This is a genomic window from Candidatus Ornithobacterium hominis (assembly GCF_951229915.1).
Lineage (GTDB): Bacteria > Bacteroidota > Bacteroidia > Flavobacteriales > Weeksellaceae > Ornithobacterium > Ornithobacterium hominis.
In genome coordinates this window covers 1,661,077-1,685,368 of the sequence record NZ_OX579588.1, presented here as the reverse complement: position 1 = coordinate 1,685,368, position 24,292 = coordinate 1,661,077, and the positions used below count along the sequence as shown (strand labels likewise).

The window sequence follows — 24,292 nt, the reverse complement described above, 5'->3', positions numbered from 1 at the left end:
TTTCCTAAAAAAAGATTTGCAAATCCTATGGCATATTTTTAGATAAAAGGAAGGTATGAAAAATTTCATATCGCTAATCTTAACACTTTTTGTTATAATAACTCAAGCTCAGACAGCTCACCTATCCGTAGAAATTAAAAATATTAAATCTAAAAAAGGGAAAGTATTGATTGCATTATTCAATTCAGAGAAAGGTTTCCCACACGAGAATGAATTCATGACTGTGCAGTTGGAACCTGAAGAAAATATCATTCAGCACAGGTTTAAGAACGTACCTAAGGGAATTTATGCTGTGGCCGTTTTGCACGATGAGAATAATAATGGGAAAATGGATATAGGAATGCTCGGGCCCAAAGAAAAATATGGATTTTCTAACGATGCACGAAGCTTGATTTCAGCACCGACATTCAAAAAAGCTTCATTTAAACACAGCGGGAATCAAAAAATTATTATTCACCTCAAATAAATAAACTTTTTTTAAGCCTTAAAAAATATTTAGAATTTGTTTAAATAGAGTTTTAATTATTTGGTATATTTTCTAAGCAAAAGTGAAATATTATCATACGTATTTTCTAAGGCTTTAGAAATTTCTTTTTCATTAGCCCAAATGACTTTCTCTATTCCCTCCTCAGTCTGTGGAGTCAATCCGTTGTTATAGCACGTCTCCATTCGATACCAATGGGTAGTCTTAAAAATCAGTTCATTTTTGAGCGAATAGATATGGTAGGTTTTCATTAATTTTCTTGTAATGCTTAAACCAAAAACGCCGCATTCTTCTTCCACTTCTCGTATCGCAGCCTTTTTCTTTTTCTCTTTTTTTTCTAATTTCCCTTTAGGTAAATCCCATTTTCCGTTTCTGAAAATTAGCAAGAGTTCTTCTTTTTGATTAAAAACCATACCACCAGCTGCTTTGATGTGCTTAAAAACCTTTTTAAAATTTTTAAAAACTTTTTCAGGATTTTTACAAATAAAATGAATTCCGTTAACTTCAGGATTATTTTCGTTTTGCAGAGAGTGAAAATGTTCTAAAATTACCTCTACATCATTTTCAATAACATTGGTGGTATTTTTGCTTGGTTCTATGGCATTAGAAAAGCTGATGAAATGCTGATTGATAAAAACTTTGTACATTTAGGCTTAGAAATTTAATCTAAGATATAAAATAAAAATTAATGAAATTTGAAAGTGAAAAAATTCCGTCTCATAAAAGTCAAAAAGAATTGTTTGATTTCTTGTCTGATTTAAGAAATTATGAAAATCTCATGCCAGAGAATACTGAATTTAGCTTGCATGAGAGTGGAGAAGGCTTTGCTTTTCAACTGAAAGGGATGCCAAAAGTGGGCTTGAAGCTCAGAGAAAAACAAGAACCTGATTTTATTTTATTTGAAAGTCCAACGAATAATTTAAATTATCGAATGAAAGTTAATATAGAATCTACGGGAGGAAACTCGCAAGCTTACATTGACTTTATAGGTGAATTTAACCCAATGATTGAAATGATGGCGAAAAAACCTTTAACAAATTTTCTGGAGCAACTTACAGCAGAGATGAAAGAAAATATTTAAAAAAAATTAAAAATATTTAAGGCTTAAAAAATAAAAATCCGATGAAGAATAGAAATTTCATCGGATTTTTTTTAAACTTTAGAGAAAACTAAAATTATTTTGCATTTTCTTTTTTTATTACATTCAGGGCAGAGCCTTCTTTATACCATTCGATTTGATTAGCGTTGTAAGTGTGATTTAATTCAATTTCATCTTTAGAGCCATCCGCATGTACTATTTCTAGATGCAAAGGTTTTCCTTCAGTGAATTGATCTAAATCTAAGAAATTGAATGTATCATCTTCTTGAATTAAATCATAATCATTCTCATTGGCAAAAGTCAAGCCGAGCATTCCTTGTTTTTTCAAATTGGTTTCATGGATTCGGGCAAAAGATTTCACAATGACTGCAACTACGCCGAGATGCCGAGGTTCCATAGCGGCATGTTCACGAGAAGAACCTTCGCCATAATTGTGATCCCCTACCACTATGGTTGGGACGCCTTTTGCTTTGTAATCACGCTGAGTTGCAGGAACTTCACCATATTCACCTGTTAATTGGTTTTTCACCAAATTGGTTTTCATGTTGAAAGCATTTACTGCACCAATCAACATATTGTTAGAAATATTATCTAAATGCCCACGGAATCTCAACCACGGCCCAGCCATAGAAATATGGTCTGTAGTGCATTTCCCGTGTGCTTTTATCAATAATTTAGCATTTTTTACATCTGCTCCAATCGGTTCAAAAGATTCTAATAATTGAAGTCTATCAGATTGAGGGTCAATGATTACCTCTACGCTAGATCCATCTTCATGTGGTGCTTGATACCCTAAATTTTCTACATCAAAACCTCTCTCTGGAAGTTCAATGCCCGTTGGTGGGTCAAACCTTACTTCTTCGCCGTCAGCATTCGTTAATGTATCTTTGGTGGGGTCAAAATCTAATCGCCCAGAAATAGCAATAGCAGCGACCATTTCTGGCGAGCCTACAAAGGCATGTGTATTGGGATTCCCGTCAGCTCTCTTTGCGAAATTTCGGTTGAATGAGTGAACAATAGAATTTTTTGGAGCAGATTTAGGGTCTTTGTATCGTGCCCATTGGCCGATACAAGGGCCACAAGCATTGGTGAAAATAGTTACTCCTAAATTTTCAAAAGTTTGTAGCAAGCCATCCCTCTCTGCCGTAAATCTGATTTGCTCAGACCCTGGGTTGAGACCAAACTCAGCTTTTGGCTTTAATTTCTTTTCTACCGCTTGACGTGCAATAGACTCTGCACGAGTTAAATCTTCGTAAGAAGAGTTGGTGCACGAGCCAATTAATCCCCACTCTACAGCCAATGGCCAATCGTTTTCGTTGGCTTTTTTGGTCATATTTTCTCCGATTTCCGTAGCTAAATCAGGCGTGAAAGGACCATTTAAATGCGGTTTCAATTCATCTAAATTGATTTCAATCACTTGGTCAAAATATTTTTCTGGGTTGTCATAAACCTCTTGGTCTCCCGTCAGGTATTCTTTGATTTCATTGGCGGCATCGGCAATATCGCCTCGTTCGGTAGCACGTAAATAACGCTCCATACTATCATCATAGCCAAAGGTAGAGCAAGTAGCTCCAATCTCTGCACCCATGTTACAAATAGTACCTTTACCTGTGCATGATAAAGATTTAGCTCCTTCGCCAAAATATTCTACAATCGCACCAGTCCCTCCTTTTACGGTCAAAATATCAGCTACTTTTAAGATAACATCTTTTGGGGCAGTCCATCCGTTGAGAGAGCCAGTTAATTTAACACCGATTAATTTTGGGAATTTCAATTCCCAAGGCATTCCAGCCATTACATCTACGGCATCAGCGCCACCTACACCAATGGCAACCATGCCCAACCCGCCAGCGTTGGGCGTGTGAGAATCGGTACCAATCATCATTCCTCCTGGGAAAGCATAATTTTCTAACACTACTTGGTGTATAATCCCAGCACCTGGCTTCCAAAAGCCAATTCCATATTTATTAGAAACAGATTCTAAAAATTTAAAAACTTCAGAAGATTGATTCATCGCTTCTTGTAAATCTTTAGAAGCACCTTGCTTGGCTTGAATCAAGTGGTCGCAATGCACCGTCGTAGGCACGGCTACTTTATCTTTGCCTGCTTGCATGAACTGGAGCAATACCATTTGAGCAGTAGCATCTTGGCAAGCAATCCTATCGGGGTCAAAGTTTACATAAGAAGAGCCACGTTGGTATTCCTCTGTTGCATTTCCTTGTGATAAGTGGCTGTAGAGAATTTTTTCTGCGTGAGTCAAAGGTCTTCCAGTCACTTCACGGGCTTTATCTACACGTTCTTTGATGCGATCATATACCTTTTTGATCATTTCAATATCAAATGTCATATATTCTAATTTTTTAATAGTTGCAAATTTAATGGAATTCTAATGAATTATTGAGAAAGCTTGAAATATCTATGCCAATTCTTATATTTAGTTTTTAATTTAGATTGATTCTATAATTTTTCAATAAAGAAATTTTAAGCCTTTAAAAAAATTTCACCCTTTTATTCAAAAGAATTGAAATAGCTTGAATTACAAGTTTTTATGAGGAAAATAAATAGATACTTAGTTTTCTTCTTGAAAGTAAATTTTGTAAAATTTCCCTTGGCTATCTTCATCTTTTATGATTTTAGAGCGGTCACCATGCACATAAATGTGAAAATTTTTGTCTAATTTTATCACACTTTTGTACACTCTCTTTTGTTTTTTCACCGCAGAAGGGTGAATGCCAAAATTTTCTTGCAATGTAATGTTTCGGTCTGATTCATATTCAAGTTTATAAGCCTCAAAACTTTCAATCAATTCAGGTTGTTGCAGAACTTGCTGATGAAAAAGTTTGCTTTCAAAAGCCTCATTTTCATTAAAGAAGTCCATGCTTTTATTGAGCAAATCGGCTTGGTCTATTTTGTTCACATCAAACTCCTCAGGCAGGCGTTCGTCTACAAAGTTTTTGTAAAGCGTCATTGTACTTTCGGTAGAAAAATAAGAGTTCTCACAGGGCCTAACTTGCAAAAAATCATCAACCCAGTAGAGCGCCTCCATGTTTTGATTGGTTTTATCTACAACCTCCGTCAAGAAACCATTTTCTTCTTGAGTGTTGTAAATCAAGCAAGCCTTATCTAGTTTATTAAAATAAATCCCTTTTTGTACAGAAACATTGAAGTCATGTTCTTGATTCTCAACTTGGAAGAAGGTTTCCTTATTCTCTGTTTTAAAGAGCCCGATGGCGGCACAATCTTCACCCAAAATAGAGGCCTTAGGAAAATAAGCTACAAAGAACTCACCGCCTTTGATTTTGGGATGTGCACAATTTTGGTACAAATGCGTGGCTAAATCTCGCGCATATAGGTGTAACTTTTCGGGTTCAGAAAAAATGGCTTTCGCAATTTGGTGTACTTCATTGAATTCCAATGAGTTTTCATGAAAAAGATGAAAAAGTTCTTCTCTTTTAAAGGGCTTTAAAAAAAAGGCTGAAAGTTGAGAGAAGAGTTCTTCTTCGTGCAGAATGGGCGTGTCTGATAGAATCAAAGATTCATCTTTGTGCTTGTTGCCCACGTAATGTACCGATAGTTGGTCTAGCCGAAAAATGTTTTCCATAGACTGCGAAGATAAAATTTTTTAAGCCTGTTTGGATTTTATATTAAAAAAAAATCTAAGCCTTTAAAAAAAATTAGAATCCTAAGAAAATTCCAGTTTTGATGCCAAATAGAAGGTTAGACTGAGTTTCGCTGGAAGATGAAATGAAATGTGCCATCTCTGGCTGAAGATAAAGGCCAAATTGAGATGTGATTTGATAATTAATTTTAGAACCGATTTTTAAATTGTAAGAAAAACGTTCCTTTGTATCAGGCAACTGGAGTGATTTTTCTTTTTCTAAATATTTCAGTTGAATATCATTTTTTTGCAAAAAAAGTAGATTAGAGCCAGCGACAATGTTGAAATTCCACCTTTTTGAATTAAAAAAGCGATAGGCAAGCTCTACAGGAATTTGAATATATCTTAAATCTTGATTTAAAACGCCTGATAATGAATGGTTTAAGCTTTGCGTGGAAGAGTTTAATTCATTTAAGCTTTGTTTCAGCTCATCAGGTGAATGCGTTTGCGAAGAGCTAATGCGATTATCAACCTTGACTTTATTTATAAAATAGGCTAACTGAATAGGAGCTTTTTTGGTTTGCTGAGTGATATCTAAAAGACCTATTCCACTTGAAAATTCCCAGCCTGATGCTGGAGAAAACGTGAAGAGGAGACCAAATTCCAATGAATTTTTGGACTCTCTGCCGAAATCTTTAAAATCACTGGAAACCAATGGAGATGATTGATTGAAAACATTCCAACTGCCTGAGTAGCCAGCTAAATAGAATTTTTGAAGTTTTTTGGCTTTCTCTTTTTCTTCAGTCACATTCGCTTTTTCTAGCTCAAGCTCAGCAAATATTTCATCATTTAGGTCAGCTAAATTTTTTTCAGCCAAGAGATTTTGCCTTTTTTTAAAATCGAAAGTTCCCTTCGTAATAAAAACAAAATCTTTGGGCTCAAATTCCGTAATAAATACCGCTAAGCTTTCATTCTGAGGAGTTTTATTATTTTCCTGAGGCGGAATTGGAATGTTTTTATTATCAGCAGCAGATGACTGATGATGATGCGAACTTTCAATTTCACTGGTAGAATTTGGAGTAAGAACGTAAGATGAAGATTGTATGGAATCGCTATAATTTTTTAAGGCTTTAGATTTTTTTTCTATTTCCGTATTTCCAATTTTGAAGTCAGAAATCTTTGCTTGATTTTTTTGCTGAAGGCTATGGGTTTTGTGATGTTTTTGGATGAAATCAAAACTCCACCAGCCGACAAAGAAAATGAAGAATAACGAAGCCGCTACCAGCCATATTTTTTTCTTAGAGAATCTATTTACATCTAATTTTTCACGAATGAAAACCCAGCTTTCATCTGGGGGAGAAGCGGAATTATTCTTTAGCTTATCCTTTACATTTGGCGACAAAAAACTCATTTCTTGTATTTTTTTTGAAGTTCTTCCTTCAATTTTACTTTGGCTCGGTGTAAATTTGACTTTGAAGTGCTTTCTGATATGCCGAGCATTTCGGCAATTTCTTTATGAGAAAAATCTTCTAAAAAATATAAATTAAATACCATGCGATATTGTGGGGGTAAATTTTGAATTTCTTTTAATAGTTCTTGAGCAGTAAAATCATCATCTAAAACTTCATCCTCTTGCACAGGTGTAGTGCTCTCATTGAGTGCCACCCAATTTTCTTTTTTCTTTTTCCTGAGATTATCAATACACTGATTGACCATTATTCTCCTAACCCACCCTTCAAAAGAACCTTTATGATTAAATTTTCTGATGTTTCTAAATACTTTGATAAAAGCAAGTTGGAAACTCTCCTGAGCATCATCCTCGCAATTAAAATAGCTTAGACAAACTGCAAACATTGCAGGAGAAAGCAAATCATAAAGTTTCTTTTGTGCAGAGGGGTCATTCTTTTTACAATCCTCAACCAGTTTACCCAGTTTTAAATTTTTCAGAAGTTTTGATTTTTTTAATTAATTGCTTTGCTCTCTACCACGATTTTTTTCTCAAAAAAGCTAGCCTTTTTCTCAGTATCATGCCCTTTGTAGAAGCGTAAAGTGTACTTGCCAGGCTTAGAGAATTTAAATTTCAACGTATCTATTACAGACTTTTGCTTGGTATTATCGCAAGTTTTCTTCAAATTTACTTGTGCCATTGGAGAAATGGTGCGTTCAAAATCTTTAACAACATAATAGTAAGGTTGATGTAATCTCTCACAGCTTGGGTTGTATTTAAAATAAACTATAGCGTTGAAGTTTTCATCGGTTTTCACCGTCTCTTTATCAAGACTTATGTTATCAAAAGCTACATGTCGATTTTGTATTTGAAGACCATCATCTACATTTAAACACGAAGAAAGACTTACAACGGCAAATCCTAATAGAAATAACTTTTTCATCATAATTAATTTTTTAGTTTATACTTACTAGACGGGATATGATAAAAAAGGTTGCGTCAACTTAATGAAAAAATAAAAATCTATTTTAAATTTCATTTTTTTTAACCCTATAAAAAAATTAAGAAATTAAGCTTTTTTTTGATTCATGTTTCCTGCGGATTTTGTAGCCAATTAATGCAACCAAAAGCGTCATAAAAGGACTTAGATAATTGAAAATGGCATAAGGTATATAGCTTGTTAACCCCGATTGCCCCAGCAAAACTTTTGAATGATAAGCGCCGCAAGTATTCCATGGAATCAAAACTGAAGTGACTGTGGCAGAATCTTCTAACGTCCGACTTAAATTCTCTGGAGCTAAATTTTTATCATCATAAGCTTGCTTGAACATTTCACCTGGAATCACGATGGATAAATATTGGTCTGAGGTAGTGATGTTAACTGCCAAGCAACTCGCTACCGTACTGGCAAAAAGACCAAAAACACCGTGAAATAATTTTAAAAAGAAAGAAGAAATCCGCTTTAATGCTCCGATGGCTTCCATCGCCCCGCCAAAACTCATCGCACAGATAATGAGCCAGACTGTCCCTAGCATTCCTGCCATTCCGCCTTGCTCGAACAAACCTTGCAGATCAAGCCTTGTGCCGTCGCTCAAGGTGATTTCTTCTACAGGAATTACCGTTTCGCCAATCATCGATTGCACAACTCCGTTATAATAATCAAAAAAAACTACGGAATCTCCAGAGCTAGAGCCTAACTGAATCAAATGAGGCTGAAAAATAAAAGCAGCTAATCCACCCAATAAAGTTCCGGCCAAAAGAGATGGGAGCGGGTCAACTTTGGCAATAATTAAAGCAATGACGATGAGCGGAACGGAAAATAACCAAGGTGAAATAGCAAAGTTTTGGCGAATTAATTCTAAAACAGCTTCTTGATTGATGGCAGAAGATGCCTGTGTATTTAAACCAAGAATGAAAAAGAAAATCAATGTAATAATGATGGTAGGCACAGTGGTGATCGTCATGTACTTGATGTGGGTGTAGACATCTGTTCCCGCCATTGCAGGAGCCAAGTTTGTCGTGTCTGATAAGATGGACATTTTGTCCCCAAAATACGCTCCAGAAATTACTGCGCCAGCAGTCATAGCACTGCCAACGCCCAATCCGTTTCCTATCCCGATGAGTGCTATCCCGATGGTGGCGCTGGTAGTCCAAGAGCTACCCGTAGCCATAGAGACAATAATGGAAATGATGACACAAGCAGCTAAAAAATACTGAGGATTGAGAACTTGCAATCCGTAATAAATCATTGCTGGGATTATTCCGCTCAAAAGCCATGTTCCAGCTAAAGAACCAACCAAAAGTAAAATTAAAATCGCTGGAGCTGTTGTCTGGATATTGTGCGAAACTTTTTCTAGAATAGTCTTTAGTGAAACACCATGGAATCGCCCGACGATAGCTGCTACGCTTGCCGAAATCAGAAGAGCCATTTGGTTTGCTCCACCCGTTGCATTGTCTTTGAATACTTTTACATTTAAAATCAATAATATGACTAATACAAAAACAGGAATTACAGCACTGAGTAAGGATATTTGTTTTTTCATTTTTTTTTAAGGCTTAAAAAAATTCATAGAAAATAGCAGAAAAGCAAAAGTAAATAAAATCATGGAAAAAATCATGCGGGAAATCTTTGTTTAAATCCCTATATTTGTAATATTCAGCAAATAAAATAAACATAATATTATGAGTAAAAAATTTCCAGCGGGAGTTGCAACCGGAAAATTAGTAGGCGAAATATTCGAAGATGCAAAAAAAAACGGATATGCGTTACCAGCCGTTAACGTAACAGGATCTAATACCATCAACGCTGTGATGGAAACAGCTGCAGAAATAAATTCACCAGTTATCATTCAATTCTCAAACGGTGGAGCACAATTCAATGCCGGAAAAGGGCTTTCAAACGAGAATGAAAAATCAGCGATTTTGGGTGCTGTAGCTGGAGCTAAGCACATTCACGAGTTGGCAGAGGCTTATGGCGTTACCGTAATTTTGCATACAGACCACTGTGCCAAAAAACTTTTGCCTTGGGTAGATGGTTTGATTGATGCGAGCGAAAAATACTACGAGCAGACGGGGAAACCGCTTTTTAGCTCTCATATGCTTGATTTATCAGAAGAGCCACTAGAAGAAAACTTAGACATTTGTGTAGAGCGATTCAAGCGAATGAATAAACTAGGGCAGTGGATTGAAATCGAATTGGGAATTACTGGCGGAGAAGAAGATGGGGTAGATAATTCTGATGTAGATTCTTCTAAACTTTACACTCAACCAGAAGAGGTTTTATATGCTTATGACCGATTAAAAGAGGTTTCAGAGCACTTCACGATTGCCGCTGCTTTTGGTAACGTGCATGGTGTTTATAAGCCAGGGAATGTGAAGTTGACTCCAAAAATCCTTAAAAATTCACAAGAGTACATTCAGAAAGAAAGAGGGACAGGAGACAAGCCAGTGAACTTTGTTTTCCACGGAGGTTCTGGTTCTTCTCAAGAAGATATAAGAGAATCAATTGGCTATGGAGTGATTAAAATGAATATCGATACCGACCAGCAATTTGCATTTACAGAAGGAGTTAGAGATTATTTTGGTAAATATGTTGATTACCTAAAAACGCAAATCGGAAACCCAGAAGGAGCAGATCTTCCCAATAAAAGCAAATATGACCCAAGAAAATGGTTGCGTGAGGGTGAATTAACATTTATTAAACGCTTGAAAAAAGCTTTTGAAGATTTGAATAACCTAGATAGAAATAAATAATTTAGCCAAAATTTTTTAAGGCTTTAAAAAATCCGATGAGAAAATTCCCATCGGATTTTTATTTTTTTTAAGGCTTAGAAAATTTAAAACTTAAACATAATTCCACCAATGATGTGTGCTCCCTGTACACGATAGTGGTAAAAACGTTGATAATTATTATTTATCAAATTTTGACCTTTTATAAAGACATTCCATTGGTTGGTAATTTGGTAGCGTGCGTTTAAATTTAAATCTAAGTAGGAATTTAAGTTAGCTTCTTCCCCGGCAGAAAAATCTTCGCCAACCCAAGTTTTTCTACTCCCTACAAAGAAAATATCACCACCCAATTTTAACTTTTGCTGTAGCAATCGGTAATTAGCCCCTAGACTTGCTTGCAATGTAGGGACTTCATAAACTTCTTTCAGATTATTTAAATTGAATTTCTGATAGTTTAAAACTGCATTTAAGTCTAAATTATTGATTCCGAAATAATTGATGTTAGCCTCGAGATGATTTCTATTACCGTCGTCGTAATAACTATGGAACGTGTTCCCATTACCGAAAGGAACTGCCGAGCTGTAGCTGAACGGAACATTGAGAAAACCTAATATGTTTTCTAATTTTTGATAACCCGCTGTCACAGTATATTTGAAATCTGAGCCAACATCTCCTTTTAAACCGATGTAAAAGCCTAAGCGATTGATGGAGGGTTTTAACGCTTGATGACCGAATAAATAGGGATTAAAATCAGCTAATTCCTGAAAACTTCTCAAGTCTACACCACCATTTATGCCGCCTAAGAAGTTAAATTCTGGCGTTGGCTTCACGGTAAATTCTGCTTGTGGGGCTATGTAAACCTTGTTTTGACCTTCTGGCTGATTCAAATACTGAATGTTGGCGCCCGCTGTAATATCAATAAAGTCACCTAGCCAAGCAATTTGCGGGGTAAGCCCAAGGTTTAAAAAGTTATAAGCTTTCCTTTGTTGAAGGAAAGAGAAATCAAAATGACTGTTCAGAAATTCTAAATTTCCCTTTGAAATTAATCCAAAAGATTCACTACCCAATAAGCTAAAGTCAAATAAATCTTTACTACCCACATTTGCATTTAATTTGATGTGGTTTTCTCTAGATTTGTAATTGCTACGAAAGAAATGATATTCTGCTTTTATATCATTGAGCCAATAGCTATCGAAAATATCATAAATCCCGTAAGCTTTCAAATGCGTGTAAGATAAGTAATTGTTTTTACCGATTTGGGTTGAGGTTATTTCTGGTGCATAACCATATAAATCATAGCCGCTCAGTCTCGCCCCAATACCTACCTTTGCCACTGCGTTTGCTAAATTATAACGGTAGAATCCATCTGCATTAAAATGTGTAAAGCCATCATCTATAATGGAATTTTTTAAATTCGCTTTGGCTGAACGATAGCCTGCACTTACACCGATAGAAGAACTTTCATCAAATTCGTAATCCACAAAAGCATTTAAATCTAAATTAGAATTGTTACCATATCCAGCCTCAAAATAATTTCTGAAATTCCTAGAATTCTCTACGGGCAACTCCTCCGCACGCAAAGTTGAAGTTTCAAAATCGGAAGCCGCAGCCAAATCTTTTGGTGTATAGCTAGGCTGATATTTTTTTTGAATTTCTGTTTTTTCTTGTGGTGTTTGCTTAATTTTTTCAGCAGCTTCCACATTGGGTTCGTATACACGATTCACGGTAACGCTCCCTTGCTGAATGTCGTCTTTGCGGTTTACATTCACATCGCCCTGCTTGATTTGAGCCATGGAAAAAATACTAAGAACGAATGTAATAGGGAAAATAATTTTTTTCATAATTTATTTTTTCTTGGCTTTAATTTTTTGTTGCAACACTTTTGCTTTTTTAGAAACCTCAGGAAAATCTTTGTAATTCTCTAAAATACTCTCAATGGTGTGATTTGCTTGGTACAAATCACCTTGTTGGTAGTAATTATCTGCCATCACCACTAGCGCTTGGCTACCCCAGAGCTGTTGGTCAGCATATTTAGAAGCTAGCTCAAAAATTACCTGATTGGAGGCCTCAAAACTTTTTCTCTCATTAAGCAGAAGCGCTTTGTAATAGAGTGCCTCTGCACGTACTGCTGTGGAAGAAGCATTTTCTAAAGCCTTATAAGATTTCTCGGCATCAGCTTTTTGCCCGTTGTGGTAGAGTTCACGAGCCAAAATCAACTCAGCTTCTTCTCTCACAGAGGTTTCATTTTTAGAATTAGTCAGAACTTTCTGTGCTAATTCAGTAGCTTTGGTATTATTTTCTTTGGCATAAATTCGCATTAGATGAATTTCTGCAAAACTTTGATAAGCCAGATTTGAAGTATTATTATATAAAGCTTCCAAGCTCAACTTTGCCTCGGTTATTTGATTTTTATTTAAATAAATTTGAGCTAAACGCAGCAACGCATCACTTTGGTAATTTCCATTTATGGCAGCTGCGGCATTTAGGGGTTTCAGCGCAGCATCCCACTGATTGGTTTGGTAATAAGATTCGCCCAGCGCATAATTCACTTGGTCATTTTTTTGAAGCTGAGGATAATCTTTCAGTAAATTTCCCAAAGCAGCGATGGCGGCTGGGTAATTATTAGCATCAAAGCTTTTCAAAGCATTATCCAACGCCAAAGTTTGGATTTCGTTCACATCGATTTGGTAATAATCAAATCGAGAAACCCAACGCTCAAAACCTTTATAGTCACTATTATTCAAGTAAATGCGCTTTGCATTTTCAATCGCTTGAATCGCCTGTTTAGCGCCAGGTTTTTTCTCCGTCACCTTTTCAAATTGGCGCAAAGCCTCTTTAGTTTGCCCCTGATTGTAAAAAATAAAACCCTTGCGTAAATGAGCCTCAGCAGCAAAATCTGCGTTGGTATGCTTAATGAGATTATCCAAAACCAAATTTGCTGAATTGATTTGCTCCAAATCTACATAAGCATCTGCCAATTCCAGCTGAGCTTGGTCATTAAATTTTGAAACTGGATAAGCCTTGATGAAATTTTCTAAAGCTTGAGCTTTTGCGGCACTTCCTTTCGTTAACCCCAAGACAATAGCACGGCTATAAGCGGCCTCATCAGCCATTTGATTATTTGACTTTTCGACTTCTTCGTAAACCGCCACAGCTTGCTCATTATTTCTATTGCCTACATAACTATCTGCCAAGCGCATACGGGCATCAGCTTTGAATTCCCCTGGCGGATTGGTTGCCAAGTAGGTTTTGAAATACTTTTCTGATTGCGGGAAATTCTTTAATTTATAATGCGTGTACCCTAACTGATAGCTTAATTCCTTTCTCTCATTGAAATCTTTCGGGAAATTTTCTAAGCCTTTAAAAAAATTCAGGGCTTCGCCGTATTTCCCTTGGCGATAAGCAATTTCACCGAGCCAAAACTCAGCACGAGCCGTCACCACATCATCTGCACTGATTTGGCGAGCCGTAGTGAAATAATTTTTAGCCTCATTTAACTTTCCGTTCTTATATAAAGTAGTGGCATACAAATAATTGGCTAATTGGAAGGTTTTATTCTGTTCAGCATTTTTATTCTGAATTGGTCGGAGCATCTCCGCTGCTTGACGATAATCTCCAGAAGTGATGTAAGCATCCACCAGCAAATTTTGGATTTCCTTGCGATGTGCTCCACTCGGGTATTGGGTTAAATATTTTTGCAATGTTACTGGCGTACTTTCATAAGGATTCCCGACATCATAACTTAGCTTAGCGTAGTGATAATATGCGTCTTCCTGCAGAGCGGCATCAAAATCCATTTTCCCAGCCGATTGAAAGGCGGCTAAAGCTTGTTCCTTTCGGTTAGTTTGCAAATAAGCGTTTCCTAATTGGTAGTAAGCGATTTGTGCCATTTTATCATTTCCCGCTACAATTTTATTGAAAAGCGAAATAGATTTTTCATAATTTTTTTGTTGATAATAGGCATAGCCCAGTTGATAGTAATCAGCTGCAGACATTTCGCCTGTGTAAGCTTCTAGATATGGAATGCTTTGGTCGTACTGCCCTTGGTGAAAATAACTTTCGCCCACGATTTTAGAAATCTCACTGGTGAGATGAGCATCTTGGTAGGCCGTTAATTGCTCTTTGCCCAGTCGAATGGCTTCGTTATAATTCTCATCATTAAATTTAATTTGAACCATATAAGGCAACAATCGTTGGCGGAAAACAGGATTCCGCTGTTGCAATTCCTCAAAGTAAGGCTGAGCTAAATCATACTTTCTTTGGCTGTAATAGATGTGCCCAACATAATATTTAGCATCCTCCCCATAGACGGCATGTCGAGTCAAAGGTTTTAAATAGTTTAAAGCCTGATTTTTTCGGTCTTTCATGAAGTTGACATACCCCAATTTAAACCGAAATTCATCTTGCTGATAAGCGGGTAAATCACTCAAATTTCTACGAGATAAATAATCAAAAGCTTTATCATAATCGCCTTTAGAGAGGTAATAGCTACCCAAATGCCACGTGCCTTGTTGGCTCAAGCTGCTGCGTGGGTACGTTGCCTGGAAACTCATCAGCCGCGCTTGGCCTCCGTCTTGATTATTGATAAGCGAAGTAAGCGCAGCGAAGTAGGCCGCAATTTCTTCTTCATCGGTTGCAATATTTTCTTTTTGCAAATACTTTTCAAAAGTATGCTGACTTGCCCAGTAAGATTGCTCTTGGTAGAGAAACTGAGCTCGATGAAATTCTTTGTTTTCACGGAAATCAATGTTCGAGATCTGTGCCTGCAGTAAACCAGCAAAACCGAATGCAGAAAGCAGAAGAAAATTTTTGCGCATAGCGAAGTTTTTAAAAAGGTAAAATTAAGGATTACCCATTTTTTTTTCGCAATAAAGTTAGCCTTTTGTATGTTATAAGTTCGTTAAAATTGGCTTTGGCAAGCAGCGAGTAAATTCAAATTATATTTGTAAATAAATTTTTTAAGCCTTTAAAAAAAATCATTAAAATTTGGCTAAAAAAAGAAAAGCCAAAAATTTATATGACTTTTCCAATGGAAATATTAAGAAATTTCAAAACCCAAAGTTATTTTTTTTGAATTAACAAACATTATTTCTGTCAGTTTTCTTAATTTTTTTAAGCCTTTAAAAAAAAATGTGAAAATTGATGAATATTTAAGTAGACCAATCATGAGATTGCTGTAACTAAAATTCTAAAAAATGTACATTTGCGGAAACCATTTTTGAATCAATGAAAGCAGAAAATATAGAAAACATTCAGCTAAGATACTTAACGGCAGAAGATTACCCAGCACTTGCAGCCACCATGAAGGCCGCCTATGCCAGCATGGCACACAACATTTGGGAGGAAGAACAAATCAAAATTTTGATAGAAAAATTCCCAGAAGGGCAAGTCGCACTGAAAATTAATAATGAAATCGCTGCAGTGGCGCTTAGCATCATCGTTCCTGATAAGAAGATTGATAAACACCATACCTACGATTCCATCACGGGCAAAGAAACCTTCTCTACGCACACGCCCCACGGGAATGTACTCTATGGTATAGACATCTTTGTTCACCCCAGTTTTAGGGGAATGAAGTTGGGGCGGCGCTTGTACGAGTATCGCCGTGAACTGTGCGAAAAACTGAACCTTAAAGGGATTGCCTTTGGCGGTAGAATGCCCAATTACCACAAGTATGCGGACGAGATGACGCCAAAACAGTATATACAGAAAGTACGTGACAAAGAAATTCACGATAGTGTGCTGAATTTTCAGATTTCTAATGATTTCCGCCCCACGAGGATTTTGAGGAATTATTTGCCCGATGATAAGCTTTCAGACAAAAATGCCATCCTAATGGAGTGGGACAATATTTACTACGAAGAAGTGGAAGAGGAAATTACGCAGACGACGAAATCGGTGGTGCGTTTAGGGCTGATTCAGTGGCAGATGCGTGCCTACAAAAGCTTTGAAGATGTAATGGAGCAGGCAGAATATTTCGTAGACACGCTCTCGGGCTACCGAAGCGATTTTGCGATGTTTCCCGAGTACTTCAATGCGCCGCTGATGGCCGATTACAACCATTTATCTGAGGCAGAAGCAATCCGTAAATTAGCAGAATTTACGCAACGATTTAAAGAGCGATTCTCTGAATTGGCAATGCAATACAACATCAATATCATCACAGGGAGCATGCCAGAAGTGGTAGATGACCAGCTATACAACATCGGGTTCCTGTGCCGTAGAGATGGCTCGGTGGAACGTTATGAGAAAATTCATATCACGCCAGATGAAGTAAAAGCCTGGGGATTGAAGGGCGGTAGCCAGGTTAAAGTTTTTGACACCGATTGTGGTAAAATCGGAATTCTAATTTGTTACGACTCTGAATTTCCTGAGCTCAGCCGCCTGTTGGCAGACCAAGGAATGGATATATTGTTTGTCCCGTTCTTGACAGACACTCAAAACGGCTTCTCGCGCGTTCGGTATTGTGCCCAAGCTCGGGCAATAGAGAATGAATGTTATGTGGCAATAGCAGGTAGTGTAGGGAATTTGCCTAAAGTTCATAATATGGATATCCAATATTCACAGTCGATGGTGTTCACGCCTTGTGATTTCGCATTCCCGGCCGATGGCATCAAGGCAGCAGCAACGCCCAATACCGAGATGATTTTGGTAGAAGACGTAGACTTAGATTTGTTGCTAGAACTGCATGAGCAAGGCTCAGTAAAAAATCTAAAAGACCGCCGAAAAGATTTGTACAGCCTTAAATTATTACCTGATAGAAAGAATAAATAAAAATTTCTAAAGCCTTAAAAAAAATCCTCTGCCCAAAAAAAAATAAATTTGCATAATTCAAAAACGTAAAATACATTTGCGGGCAGGTTGAGAAAAGAGAAAAAATCTCAACAGAAAGTTTTAACAAAAAAATAACGAAATTTTAACAAATGAAATTTGTGAGTTTCAAAATAAAGTGTAAACACACACACACACACAAATAATGAGCTAAACAACTCATTATCAGTAACTTATAATAATTTTTTGCTTCCCTGCGGGAGCGAACCGCAAAGCCGTGCAAGAAAATCTTGTGCGGTTTTTCTATTTTCACCTGTGTGAAAGTAGTAATTTCTTCAAAAAGAAGAGCCTCACGGGTTGGGGCTCTTTCTAAATGAAGAATCAAAAAAAACAGCAAAAATTTAATCTAAGAAAAGAATCAATCAATCAAATATTAACCAAAAAAATTAAAACAAATGAAGAAATTGTTACTTTCTTTCGTTGTATTGCCAGCGGTCTTAGCCACCGCTCAGGTGGGCGTTAATACAGACCAGCCAAAGGGCACTCTTGATGCTGCTTATATAAATCCTCAGGGAGCCCCTGCGGGTACAAAATGGGCAGACCCTACAACACCTCAGGGAGTTCACTTCCCAAATGTTAGCACAGCGCAGCGCTTGAAATTTGAAAATGTGAGCGAAGGAATGATGATATATAATACCGATAAGAAGTGCCTTGAGATGTACCTTGGGGAGGACGAAAGCGGTGCCCCCCAGTGGGAATGCATCCCCAATGTAGGAAGCGCATCATCACAAAGCGTAGCAGTATCGCCAGAAAAAATCAGCGGGCAATTTATAGGAGGCGTGGCATTAAAAGGCGCCAGTGTAAGTTTCAAAATTACCAACAATGGATTCGCTGAAGTTAAAAATGCTAAATTCTCTGATGCCGTTACGGTAGAAAATGAAGGGGAAATAATAGACGTAAATTGCTCAGCCAACTGCAGCCTTAGCCTAAATGGAGGCGAAAGCAAAACTTTGACGTATACGCTTAGCGGGACGCCGCGGGCAGGTCAGCTTACGGCTAGATTCAGCAAATTAGGGTTAACTGCAGAGCAGCAATTAACGGTAGGTAAAGGAAACGCAAACCTGCAAAACCAAGAGCATTATATCGTGTCGTTTGCCCATGGTAGCACGACCATACAAAGTCTTATAGATAATGAGGACAACAAAGTTAGCATCAGAATACCTTACACTGGTGGAAAAGGAAGTTATAAGGCCGTAAGCATTGATAAAACCACCTTCCCAGGGCAAGATGGCGACATTAACGAAATCACGCTTAATATCCCAGCAGGGAATTTTGAAGTGCAAGGCGAGTTGACTGCGACGCTAGAGGTAAAAGGAGATAAGCGTTACCAAGTTAAGCAGCTGGCGCCAGGGAAAAGTTACGAAATTGCAACTTATAATATTAATATAAACGGGAGCGAATCCAAAGTGATCCTCAAAGGGATAGGCGTTATCCCAGACAAGAAGTTTGGAGAAAGAACCAATGGAGAATTACGCCACCAGTTTGTTTACTTGCCCGTTACCGTTACAGCGAATGGTTACAATAGAACGTGGCTCAATTACAACTTAGGAGCGGAATATGCCAAAGTAGGAGCAAACTTTAAGCCACAGCAGCAGTTGTTTGGCAAAGCTGCCCACGACGATATTAAAACCCATGGTTCATTATACCAATGGCAGAGAAAGAGTGATGGGCATGAGTTTAAGGGTCAAGGAACTACCTCACAAAAAGCCACAAGTTGGACAAACGCAGGCAATTTGTTTATTACTGGAAGCGCTAACTGGGTAGCGAATGGTGAAAATGCATCAGGTTCAGATTTATTGTTGTGGAGAGCAGGAGGAGTTAATAACCCTTGTCCGTCTGGTTACCATGTTCCGACTATCCAGGAGTGGAAGGACTTTCATCAGGCTGTAACGGGTAGCCGTGATTATAGTGATAATAATCAAATGTGGAGTCAAAATAAGTTACCAAACCTTGCAGTTGCTGGCCACCATAGCTATTACAATGGTTCACTGTACTACAGTGGTTCTAACGGGTACTACTGGAGTAGCTCTGCTTACGACAGTACCTACGCTCACAACATGTACTTCCGCGGTGGCTACAGCAATGCGCTCAACAGCGACTACAACCGAGCTAACGGGTTTAGCGTGCGTTGTATTAAAGATAATAATTAAAAAGTAGCGTATAAAGAGAAAACAGGCGTGGTTTGTATAAAATCACGCTTGTTTTTTTTTACCTAAGTTCAATTATTATAAAAATGCTAATGGGGTAAATTGTTGCAAAATTAATTCCTGATAAGCATCTTTAGTATTATCAAAATGAGCTATAGAAATAATGCTAAGCATTTGATATTCAAAATTTAAGCGTAAATTCATCTCTTGTTTTATTCTATCTTTTTTCTTTAGAAATAATATTAATTGAAATCAGGTCATAAAAAAAGTCTCTTTCTGAGACGATTTTTTTACAAATAAATAAGATATTAAGAGAAATTTTAGTTGTACTCAGAAATGCTTAGGTAAACATTTGGGAATGAAATTTCTTCTACTTTTTTTGTAATTTTGAATTTTTAATACCATGAGCAATTATACAGAAGAAAATATCAAAACGCTAGACTGGCGAGAGCATATCCGTATGCGGCCGGGGATGTACATTGGTAAACTCGGCGATGGTTCTAGCCAAGATGATGGAATCTATATTCTGCTGAAAGAAATTCTAGACAATTCCATTGATGAATTTGTGATGGGCAGTGGCAAAACCATTGAAGTTACCGTGAAAGAAAGCGAAGTCACCGTGCGTGATTACGGACGAGGGATTCCGTTGGGGAAAATGGTAGATGCTGTTTCAAAAATGAATACAGGTGGTAAGTATGATACCCGCGCATTCAAGAAGTCGGTGGGGCTTAATGGCGTGGGAACCAAGGCGGTGAATGCGCTTTCTAGCTACTTCAAGGTGCAGTCGGTGCGCGATGGCAGAACGCGTGAAGCGGAATTCTCTAAAGGAGAATTGCAAGAGGAGCACCCCGAAAAAGACACAACGATACGCAAAGGGACAAAAATTACTTTTGTTCCTGATGAGAAGATTTTCTCAAACTTTAAATTTCGCACGGAGTACATCGAGAAAATGCTCAAAAATTATGTGTACCTGAATCCAGGCTTGCGCATCATCTTTAATGGAGAAGAATTTTATTCAGAAAACGGGTTGAAAGATTTGTTGCAAGATAATATAGAAGAAGAAATCGTTTACCCCATTATTCATTTAAAAGAAGATGACATTGAAGTCGCATTGACGCACAGTTCTAAATCCTATTCAGAAACGTATTATTCTTTTGTAAATGGGCAAAACACCACACAAGGGGGGACGCATTTGAGTGCTTTGAAAGAAGCAATAGTGAAAACCATTCGTGATTTCTACGGGAAAAATTATGATGCTTCAGATATTAGAAAATCTGTGATTTCTGCAATAGCGATTAAAGTAATGGAGCCCGTTTTTGAATCGCAAACCAAAACCAAACTGGGCTCTACTGATATGGGCGGCGATTTGCCCACGGTGCGTACTTTTGTGAATGATTTCATCAAAAGAAATTTAGATAATTATTTGCATAAAAACCCTGAGACAGCAGAACTTTTGCAACGTAAAATCAATCAATCTGAAAGGGAGAGAAAAGATTTAGCAGGCATTCGCAAATTAGCAAAAGACCGAGCAAAAAAAGTGAGCCTGCATAACAAAAAACTCAGAGACTGCAAGCAACATTACAACAACGCTAAGCATAGCCGAAATTTAGAAACGACCATCTTCATTACCGAGGGAGATTCAGCTTCGGGGTCGATCACCACTAGCCGAGATGTAGAAACTCAAGCGGTGTTTTCTTTGCGAGGGAAACCGCTGAATTCCTATGGGTTGACAAAGAAAATCGTTTATGAAAATGAAGAGTTTAATCTTCTACAGGCGGCACTCAATATTGAGGAAAGTTTAGAAGATTTACGCTACAACAATGTCGTGATAGCCACCGATGCAGATGTAGACGGGATGCACATTCGCCTTTTGATTATCACCTTCTTTTTGCAGTTTTTCCCAGAATTGATTCGCGAGGGGCATTTGTATATTTTGCAGACGCCACTATTCCGCGTGCGAAACAAAAAAGAAACACGCTATTGCTATACAGAAGATGAAAGGAGAAAAGCCATCAAAGAATTAGGTAAAAATCCGGAAATCACACGATTTAAAGGTTTAGGCGAAATCTCGCCAGGGGAATTTAAAAACTTCATAGGGAAAGATATGCGCTTAGAGCCCGTAATGCTGGGCAAAGACACGACGATAGATGAACTTTTGGAATTTTATATGGGAAGAAATACACCAGAACGTCAGGAATTTATCATCGAAAATTTAGTGGTAGAAAATGATGAAGGAATGGAAGTTGTAGATGCCATTTAGTAAATTAACCAAAATCCTTATTTTTACAGCAAAATTGAGATTAAATTTTTAAAAGCTTAAAAAAAATTAAAAATCACCTTAAATTTTTAAAGGCTTAAAAAAATCTAACAATCTATGGCAGAATTAACCCCAGATAAACACGAAGGCGAATCGCTCAAGAAAATTTCAGGTATGTATGAGGAGTGGTTTTTAGACTACGCTTCGTATGTAATTTTAGAACGAGCTATCCCCTCCGTACATGACGGATTCAAGCCAGTGCAACGCCGCATTATGCATTCCATGCGGGAGATGGAGGACGGGCGCTATAATAAAGTTGCCAACATCGTAGGGAATACCATGAAGTATCACCCGCACGGGGATATGGCAATTACAGATGCCATGGTGCAATTAGGGCAAAAAGGTTTGCTCATAGACACGCAGGGAAACTGGGGAAATGTATTTACGGGTGACGGGGCGGCGGCGGCACGTTACATCGAAGCGAGATTGACGAAATTCGCCTTAGAGGTAATCTTCAATCCCAAAACAACGAATTGGCAACTCTCTTACGACGGGAGAAACCGCGAACCAGTAGATCTTCCTGTGAAATTTCCACTCTTGCTAGCGCAGGGCGTGGAGGGAATTGCCGTGGGGCTTTCAACCAAAATTCTTCCACATAATTTTAATGAATTGATAGATGCTTCGATTCATCATTTGAGAGGGAAGAAATTCATATTATACCCTGATTTTCAAACGGGCGGAATGATAGATGTTTCTGATTACAACGATGGCGAACGTGGCGGGAGAGTCAGAATAAGAGCTAAAATTACGCAGTTGGATAAAAATACGCTTCAAATTACTGAAATCCCTTACGGAACCAATACTGGAACATTGATTGAAAGTGTGATTAAAGCCAATGAAAAAGGGAAAATTAAAATCAAACATATTGAGGACAATACGGCAAGAGATGTAGATATTTTGGTGCATTTAGCCCCAGGAACTTCGCCAGATAAAACCATAGATGCTTTATATGCCTTCACAAATTGCGAGATTTCTGTATCCCCAAATGCTTGTGTAATTGTCAACAATAAACCAGAATTTTTATCTGTTTCTGAAATTTTGAAAATCAATACAGATAATACCGTAAATCTCCTGAAAAGAGAATTGGAAATTGAATTGGGCGAATTAGAAGACCAATGGCATTACTCTTCTTTGGAACGGATTTTTATTGAAAACAGAATTTACCGCAATATTGAAGAAGAAACTACGTGGGAAGGCGTTATTTCATCTATAGATGAAGGTTTGAAACCATTTATCGGGCACTTAAAAAGAGAAGTTACCCAAGAAGATATTGTGCGTTTAACAGAGATTAAAATCAAACGAATTTCAAAATTTGATTTAGATAAAGCTCAACAATACATCGATTCATTAGAAGAAAAAATAGCTCAAGTTCAGCATCATTTAAATCATTTGGTGGAATATGCCATTGCCTATTACCAGAAACTGAAAGAAAAATATGGCAAAGAAAAAGAGCGGCTGACGGAGATTCGCCTGTTTGAAGATATAGATGCAGCGAAAGTTGCAGCAGCGAATGTGAAGTTTTATGCTAATTTTGAAGAAGGTTTCATCGGGACTTCGCTTAAAAAAGATGAATATTTATTTGAATGTTCTGATATTGATGATATTATAGCTTTCCGCAGAGACGGCGCCATGATTGTAACCAAGGTTGATGACAAAACATTTGTCGGGAAAAATATTATTCACGTTGCCGTCTGGAAGAAAAAAGACAAAAGAACCACCTACAATCTTATCTACCGCTACGGAAAGACGGGGCCAGTTTATCAAAAGCGATTTAATGTCACCAGCGTGATTCGAGACAAAGAATACAGCGTTTGCAAAGATAAGGAGCATTCAGAGATTTTGTATTTTTCTGCTAATCCTAATGGTGAAGCTGAAGTTGTGCAAGTATTATTGAAAGTCAATTCCCGCCTGAAAAAATTGCGCATAGATATTAATTTTGCAGAATTGGACGTGAAAGGGCGTAGCGCTAAAGGCAATCTAGTTACCAAATATCCTGTGAAAAAGGTAGAATTGAAAGAGGAAGGAGTGTCTACATTAGCTCCACGCAAAATTTGGTTTGATGATGCCGTAAGGCGGCTCAATGCAGAGGGAAGAGGTGAATTGCTAGGAGCCTTCAAAGGGAGTGATAAAATTTTAACCATCAGTACCAAAGGGGTGGCTCAGCTTCATACATTTGAACTTAGCAACAGATTTGATGAGGAATATTCGGTCTTAGAAAAATGGGAGCCAAGCAAGCCGATTACTTGTGTGTATTATCACTCAGAAAGAGAACGCTACTACGTAAAACGATTTACGTTAGAAGACACATTAAACCCTCAGGAGTTTTATGATTTGGCAGATGAAAATTCCTTTATAGAAATGATTTCAGTAGATTATATTCCTATAATTGAAATTATTTTCAAGAAAATTAAAGGACATCAGCGTGACTCGGAAACGGTGAATTTAGAGGAGTTTATTTCAGTGAAAGGTATTTCAGCATTGGGAAATCAGTTGACAACCTATGCTGTGAAGGAAATCAAGGTTTTACCCCCCATTCCTTACGAAGAACCAAAAGAGGAAGAAATGCCAAAGAAAGAAACTCGTTTGTTTTTCGGGAGTGAAACCTCACAAGGTTTATTATTCGTAGATGAAGAAGAATAA

17 protein-coding genes are annotated in these 24,292 nt (G+C 37.5%); 7 read left to right on the top strand and 10 right to left on the bottom strand.

The window, feature by feature from the left end:
• The first annotated feature begins 55 nt into the window (after positions 1-55).
• On the top strand, positions 56-466 hold the full coding sequence (locus tag QOX03_RS07890) for a DUF2141 domain-containing protein (RefSeq protein ID WP_283670697.1): 411 nt from the start codon (positions 56-58) through the stop codon (positions 464-466).
• Between the two features lie 56 nt (positions 467-522).
• Here QOX03_RS07890 and QOX03_RS07885 read toward each other — a convergent pair whose 3' ends face one another.
• Entirely contained in the window at positions 523-1,131 is a 609-nt protein-coding gene (locus QOX03_RS07885) for an NUDIX hydrolase (protein ID WP_283670696.1), read from the bottom strand.
• Between the two features lie 41 nt (positions 1,132-1,172).
• On the opposite strand from QOX03_RS07885, the gene QOX03_RS07880 reads away from it, so the two are divergent.
• Positions 1,173-1,565: a hypothetical protein gene (locus QOX03_RS07880; protein WP_283670695.1), complete on the top strand. Its 393-nt coding sequence runs from the start codon at positions 1,173-1,175 to the stop codon at positions 1,563-1,565.
• Between the two features lie 94 nt (positions 1,566-1,659).
• On the opposite strand, the gene QOX03_RS07875 is transcribed toward QOX03_RS07880, so the two are convergent.
• From QOX03_RS07875 to nhaC, 6 genes are all read right to left on the bottom strand, one after another.
• On the bottom strand, positions 1,660-3,930 hold the full coding sequence (locus tag QOX03_RS07875) for an aconitate hydratase (RefSeq protein WP_283670694.1): 2,271 nt from the start codon (positions 3,928-3,930) through the stop codon (positions 1,660-1,662).
• Between the two features lie 222 nt (positions 3,931-4,152).
• Positions 4,153-5,184 (bottom strand): nucleoid-associated protein, encoded by a 1,032-nt coding sequence (locus tag QOX03_RS07870; RefSeq protein ID WP_283670693.1) that lies wholly within the window; start codon positions 5,182-5,184, stop codon positions 4,153-4,155.
• Between the two features lie 73 nt (positions 5,185-5,257).
• The gene (locus QOX03_RS07865) at positions 5,258-6,592 is read right to left on the bottom strand and encodes an outer membrane beta-barrel protein (RefSeq protein WP_283670692.1); all 1,335 of its coding nucleotides are present in this window, start codon (positions 6,590-6,592) and stop codon (positions 5,258-5,260) included.
• Entirely contained in the window at positions 6,589-7,104 is a 516-nt protein-coding gene (locus QOX03_RS07860; protein ID WP_283671754.1) for an RNA polymerase sigma factor, read from the bottom strand. The genes QOX03_RS07865 and QOX03_RS07860 overlap by 4 nt, the downstream gene beginning before the upstream one ends.
• 38 nt (positions 7,105-7,142) lie before the next feature.
• On the bottom strand, positions 7,143-7,574 hold the full coding sequence (locus QOX03_RS07855; RefSeq protein ID WP_283670691.1) for a hypothetical protein: 432 nt from the start codon (positions 7,572-7,574) through the stop codon (positions 7,143-7,145).
• Between the two features lie 115 nt (positions 7,575-7,689).
• Complete coding sequence (gene nhaC / locus QOX03_RS07850; protein ID WP_283670690.1) at positions 7,690-9,171, bottom strand: Na+/H+ antiporter NhaC; 1,482 nt, start codon at positions 9,169-9,171, stop codon at positions 7,690-7,692.
• A gap of 139 nt (positions 9,172-9,310) precedes the next feature.
• Here nhaC and fbaA point away from each other — a divergent pair, with 139 nt between their 5' ends.
• Positions 9,311-10,381 carry a class II fructose-bisphosphate aldolase gene (gene fbaA / locus QOX03_RS07845; RefSeq protein ID WP_283670689.1) on the top strand — a complete coding sequence of 357 codons (1,071 nt, stop codon included), beginning with the start codon at positions 9,311-9,313 and terminating at the stop codon, positions 10,379-10,381.
• 83 nt (positions 10,382-10,464) lie between these two features.
• Here the strand turns inward: fbaA and QOX03_RS07840 are convergent, their stop codons facing one another.
• Positions 10,465-12,198, bottom strand: a complete 1,734-nt coding sequence (locus QOX03_RS07840) for a TonB-dependent receptor (protein ID WP_283670688.1) — start codon at positions 12,196-12,198, stop codon at positions 10,465-10,467.
• Positions 12,199-12,201: 3 nt separating this feature from the next.
• A complete protein-coding gene (locus tag QOX03_RS07835) occupies positions 12,202-15,174 on the bottom strand; it encodes a tetratricopeptide repeat protein (RefSeq protein ID WP_283670687.1) in 2,973 nt (990 codons plus the stop codon).
• 409 nt (positions 15,175-15,583) lie between these two features.
• Between QOX03_RS07835 and QOX03_RS07830 the strand changes: the two genes are divergently transcribed.
• Together QOX03_RS07830 and QOX03_RS07825 are read left to right on the top strand one after the other, a co-directional pair.
• Positions 15,584-17,131: a carbon-nitrogen hydrolase family protein gene (locus QOX03_RS07830; protein ID WP_283670686.1), complete on the top strand. Its 1,548-nt coding sequence runs from the start codon at positions 15,584-15,586 to the stop codon at positions 17,129-17,131.
• Between the two features lie 452 nt (positions 17,132-17,583).
• Positions 17,584-19,338 carry an FISUMP domain-containing protein gene (locus QOX03_RS07825; protein ID WP_283670685.1) on the top strand — a complete coding sequence of 585 codons (1,755 nt, stop codon included), beginning with the start codon at positions 17,584-17,586 and terminating at the stop codon, positions 19,336-19,338.
• Positions 19,339-19,413: 75 nt separating this feature from the next.
• Here the strand turns inward: QOX03_RS07825 and QOX03_RS07820 are convergent, their stop codons facing one another.
• Positions 19,414-19,539: a hypothetical protein gene (locus QOX03_RS07820; protein ID WP_283670684.1), complete on the bottom strand. Its 126-nt coding sequence runs from the start codon at positions 19,537-19,539 to the stop codon at positions 19,414-19,416.
• Positions 19,540-19,738: 199 nt separating this feature from the next.
• On the opposite strand from QOX03_RS07820, the gene QOX03_RS07815 reads away from it, so the two are divergent.
• Positions 19,739-21,595, top strand: coding sequence for a DNA topoisomerase IV subunit B (locus QOX03_RS07815; protein ID WP_283670683.1), 1,857 nt, complete (start codon positions 19,739-19,741; stop codon positions 21,593-21,595).
• A 114-nt stretch (positions 21,596-21,709) separates the two neighbouring features.
• On the top strand, positions 21,710-24,292 hold the full coding sequence (locus tag QOX03_RS07810) for a DNA gyrase/topoisomerase IV subunit A (protein ID WP_283670682.1): 2,583 nt from the start codon (positions 21,710-21,712) through the stop codon (positions 24,290-24,292).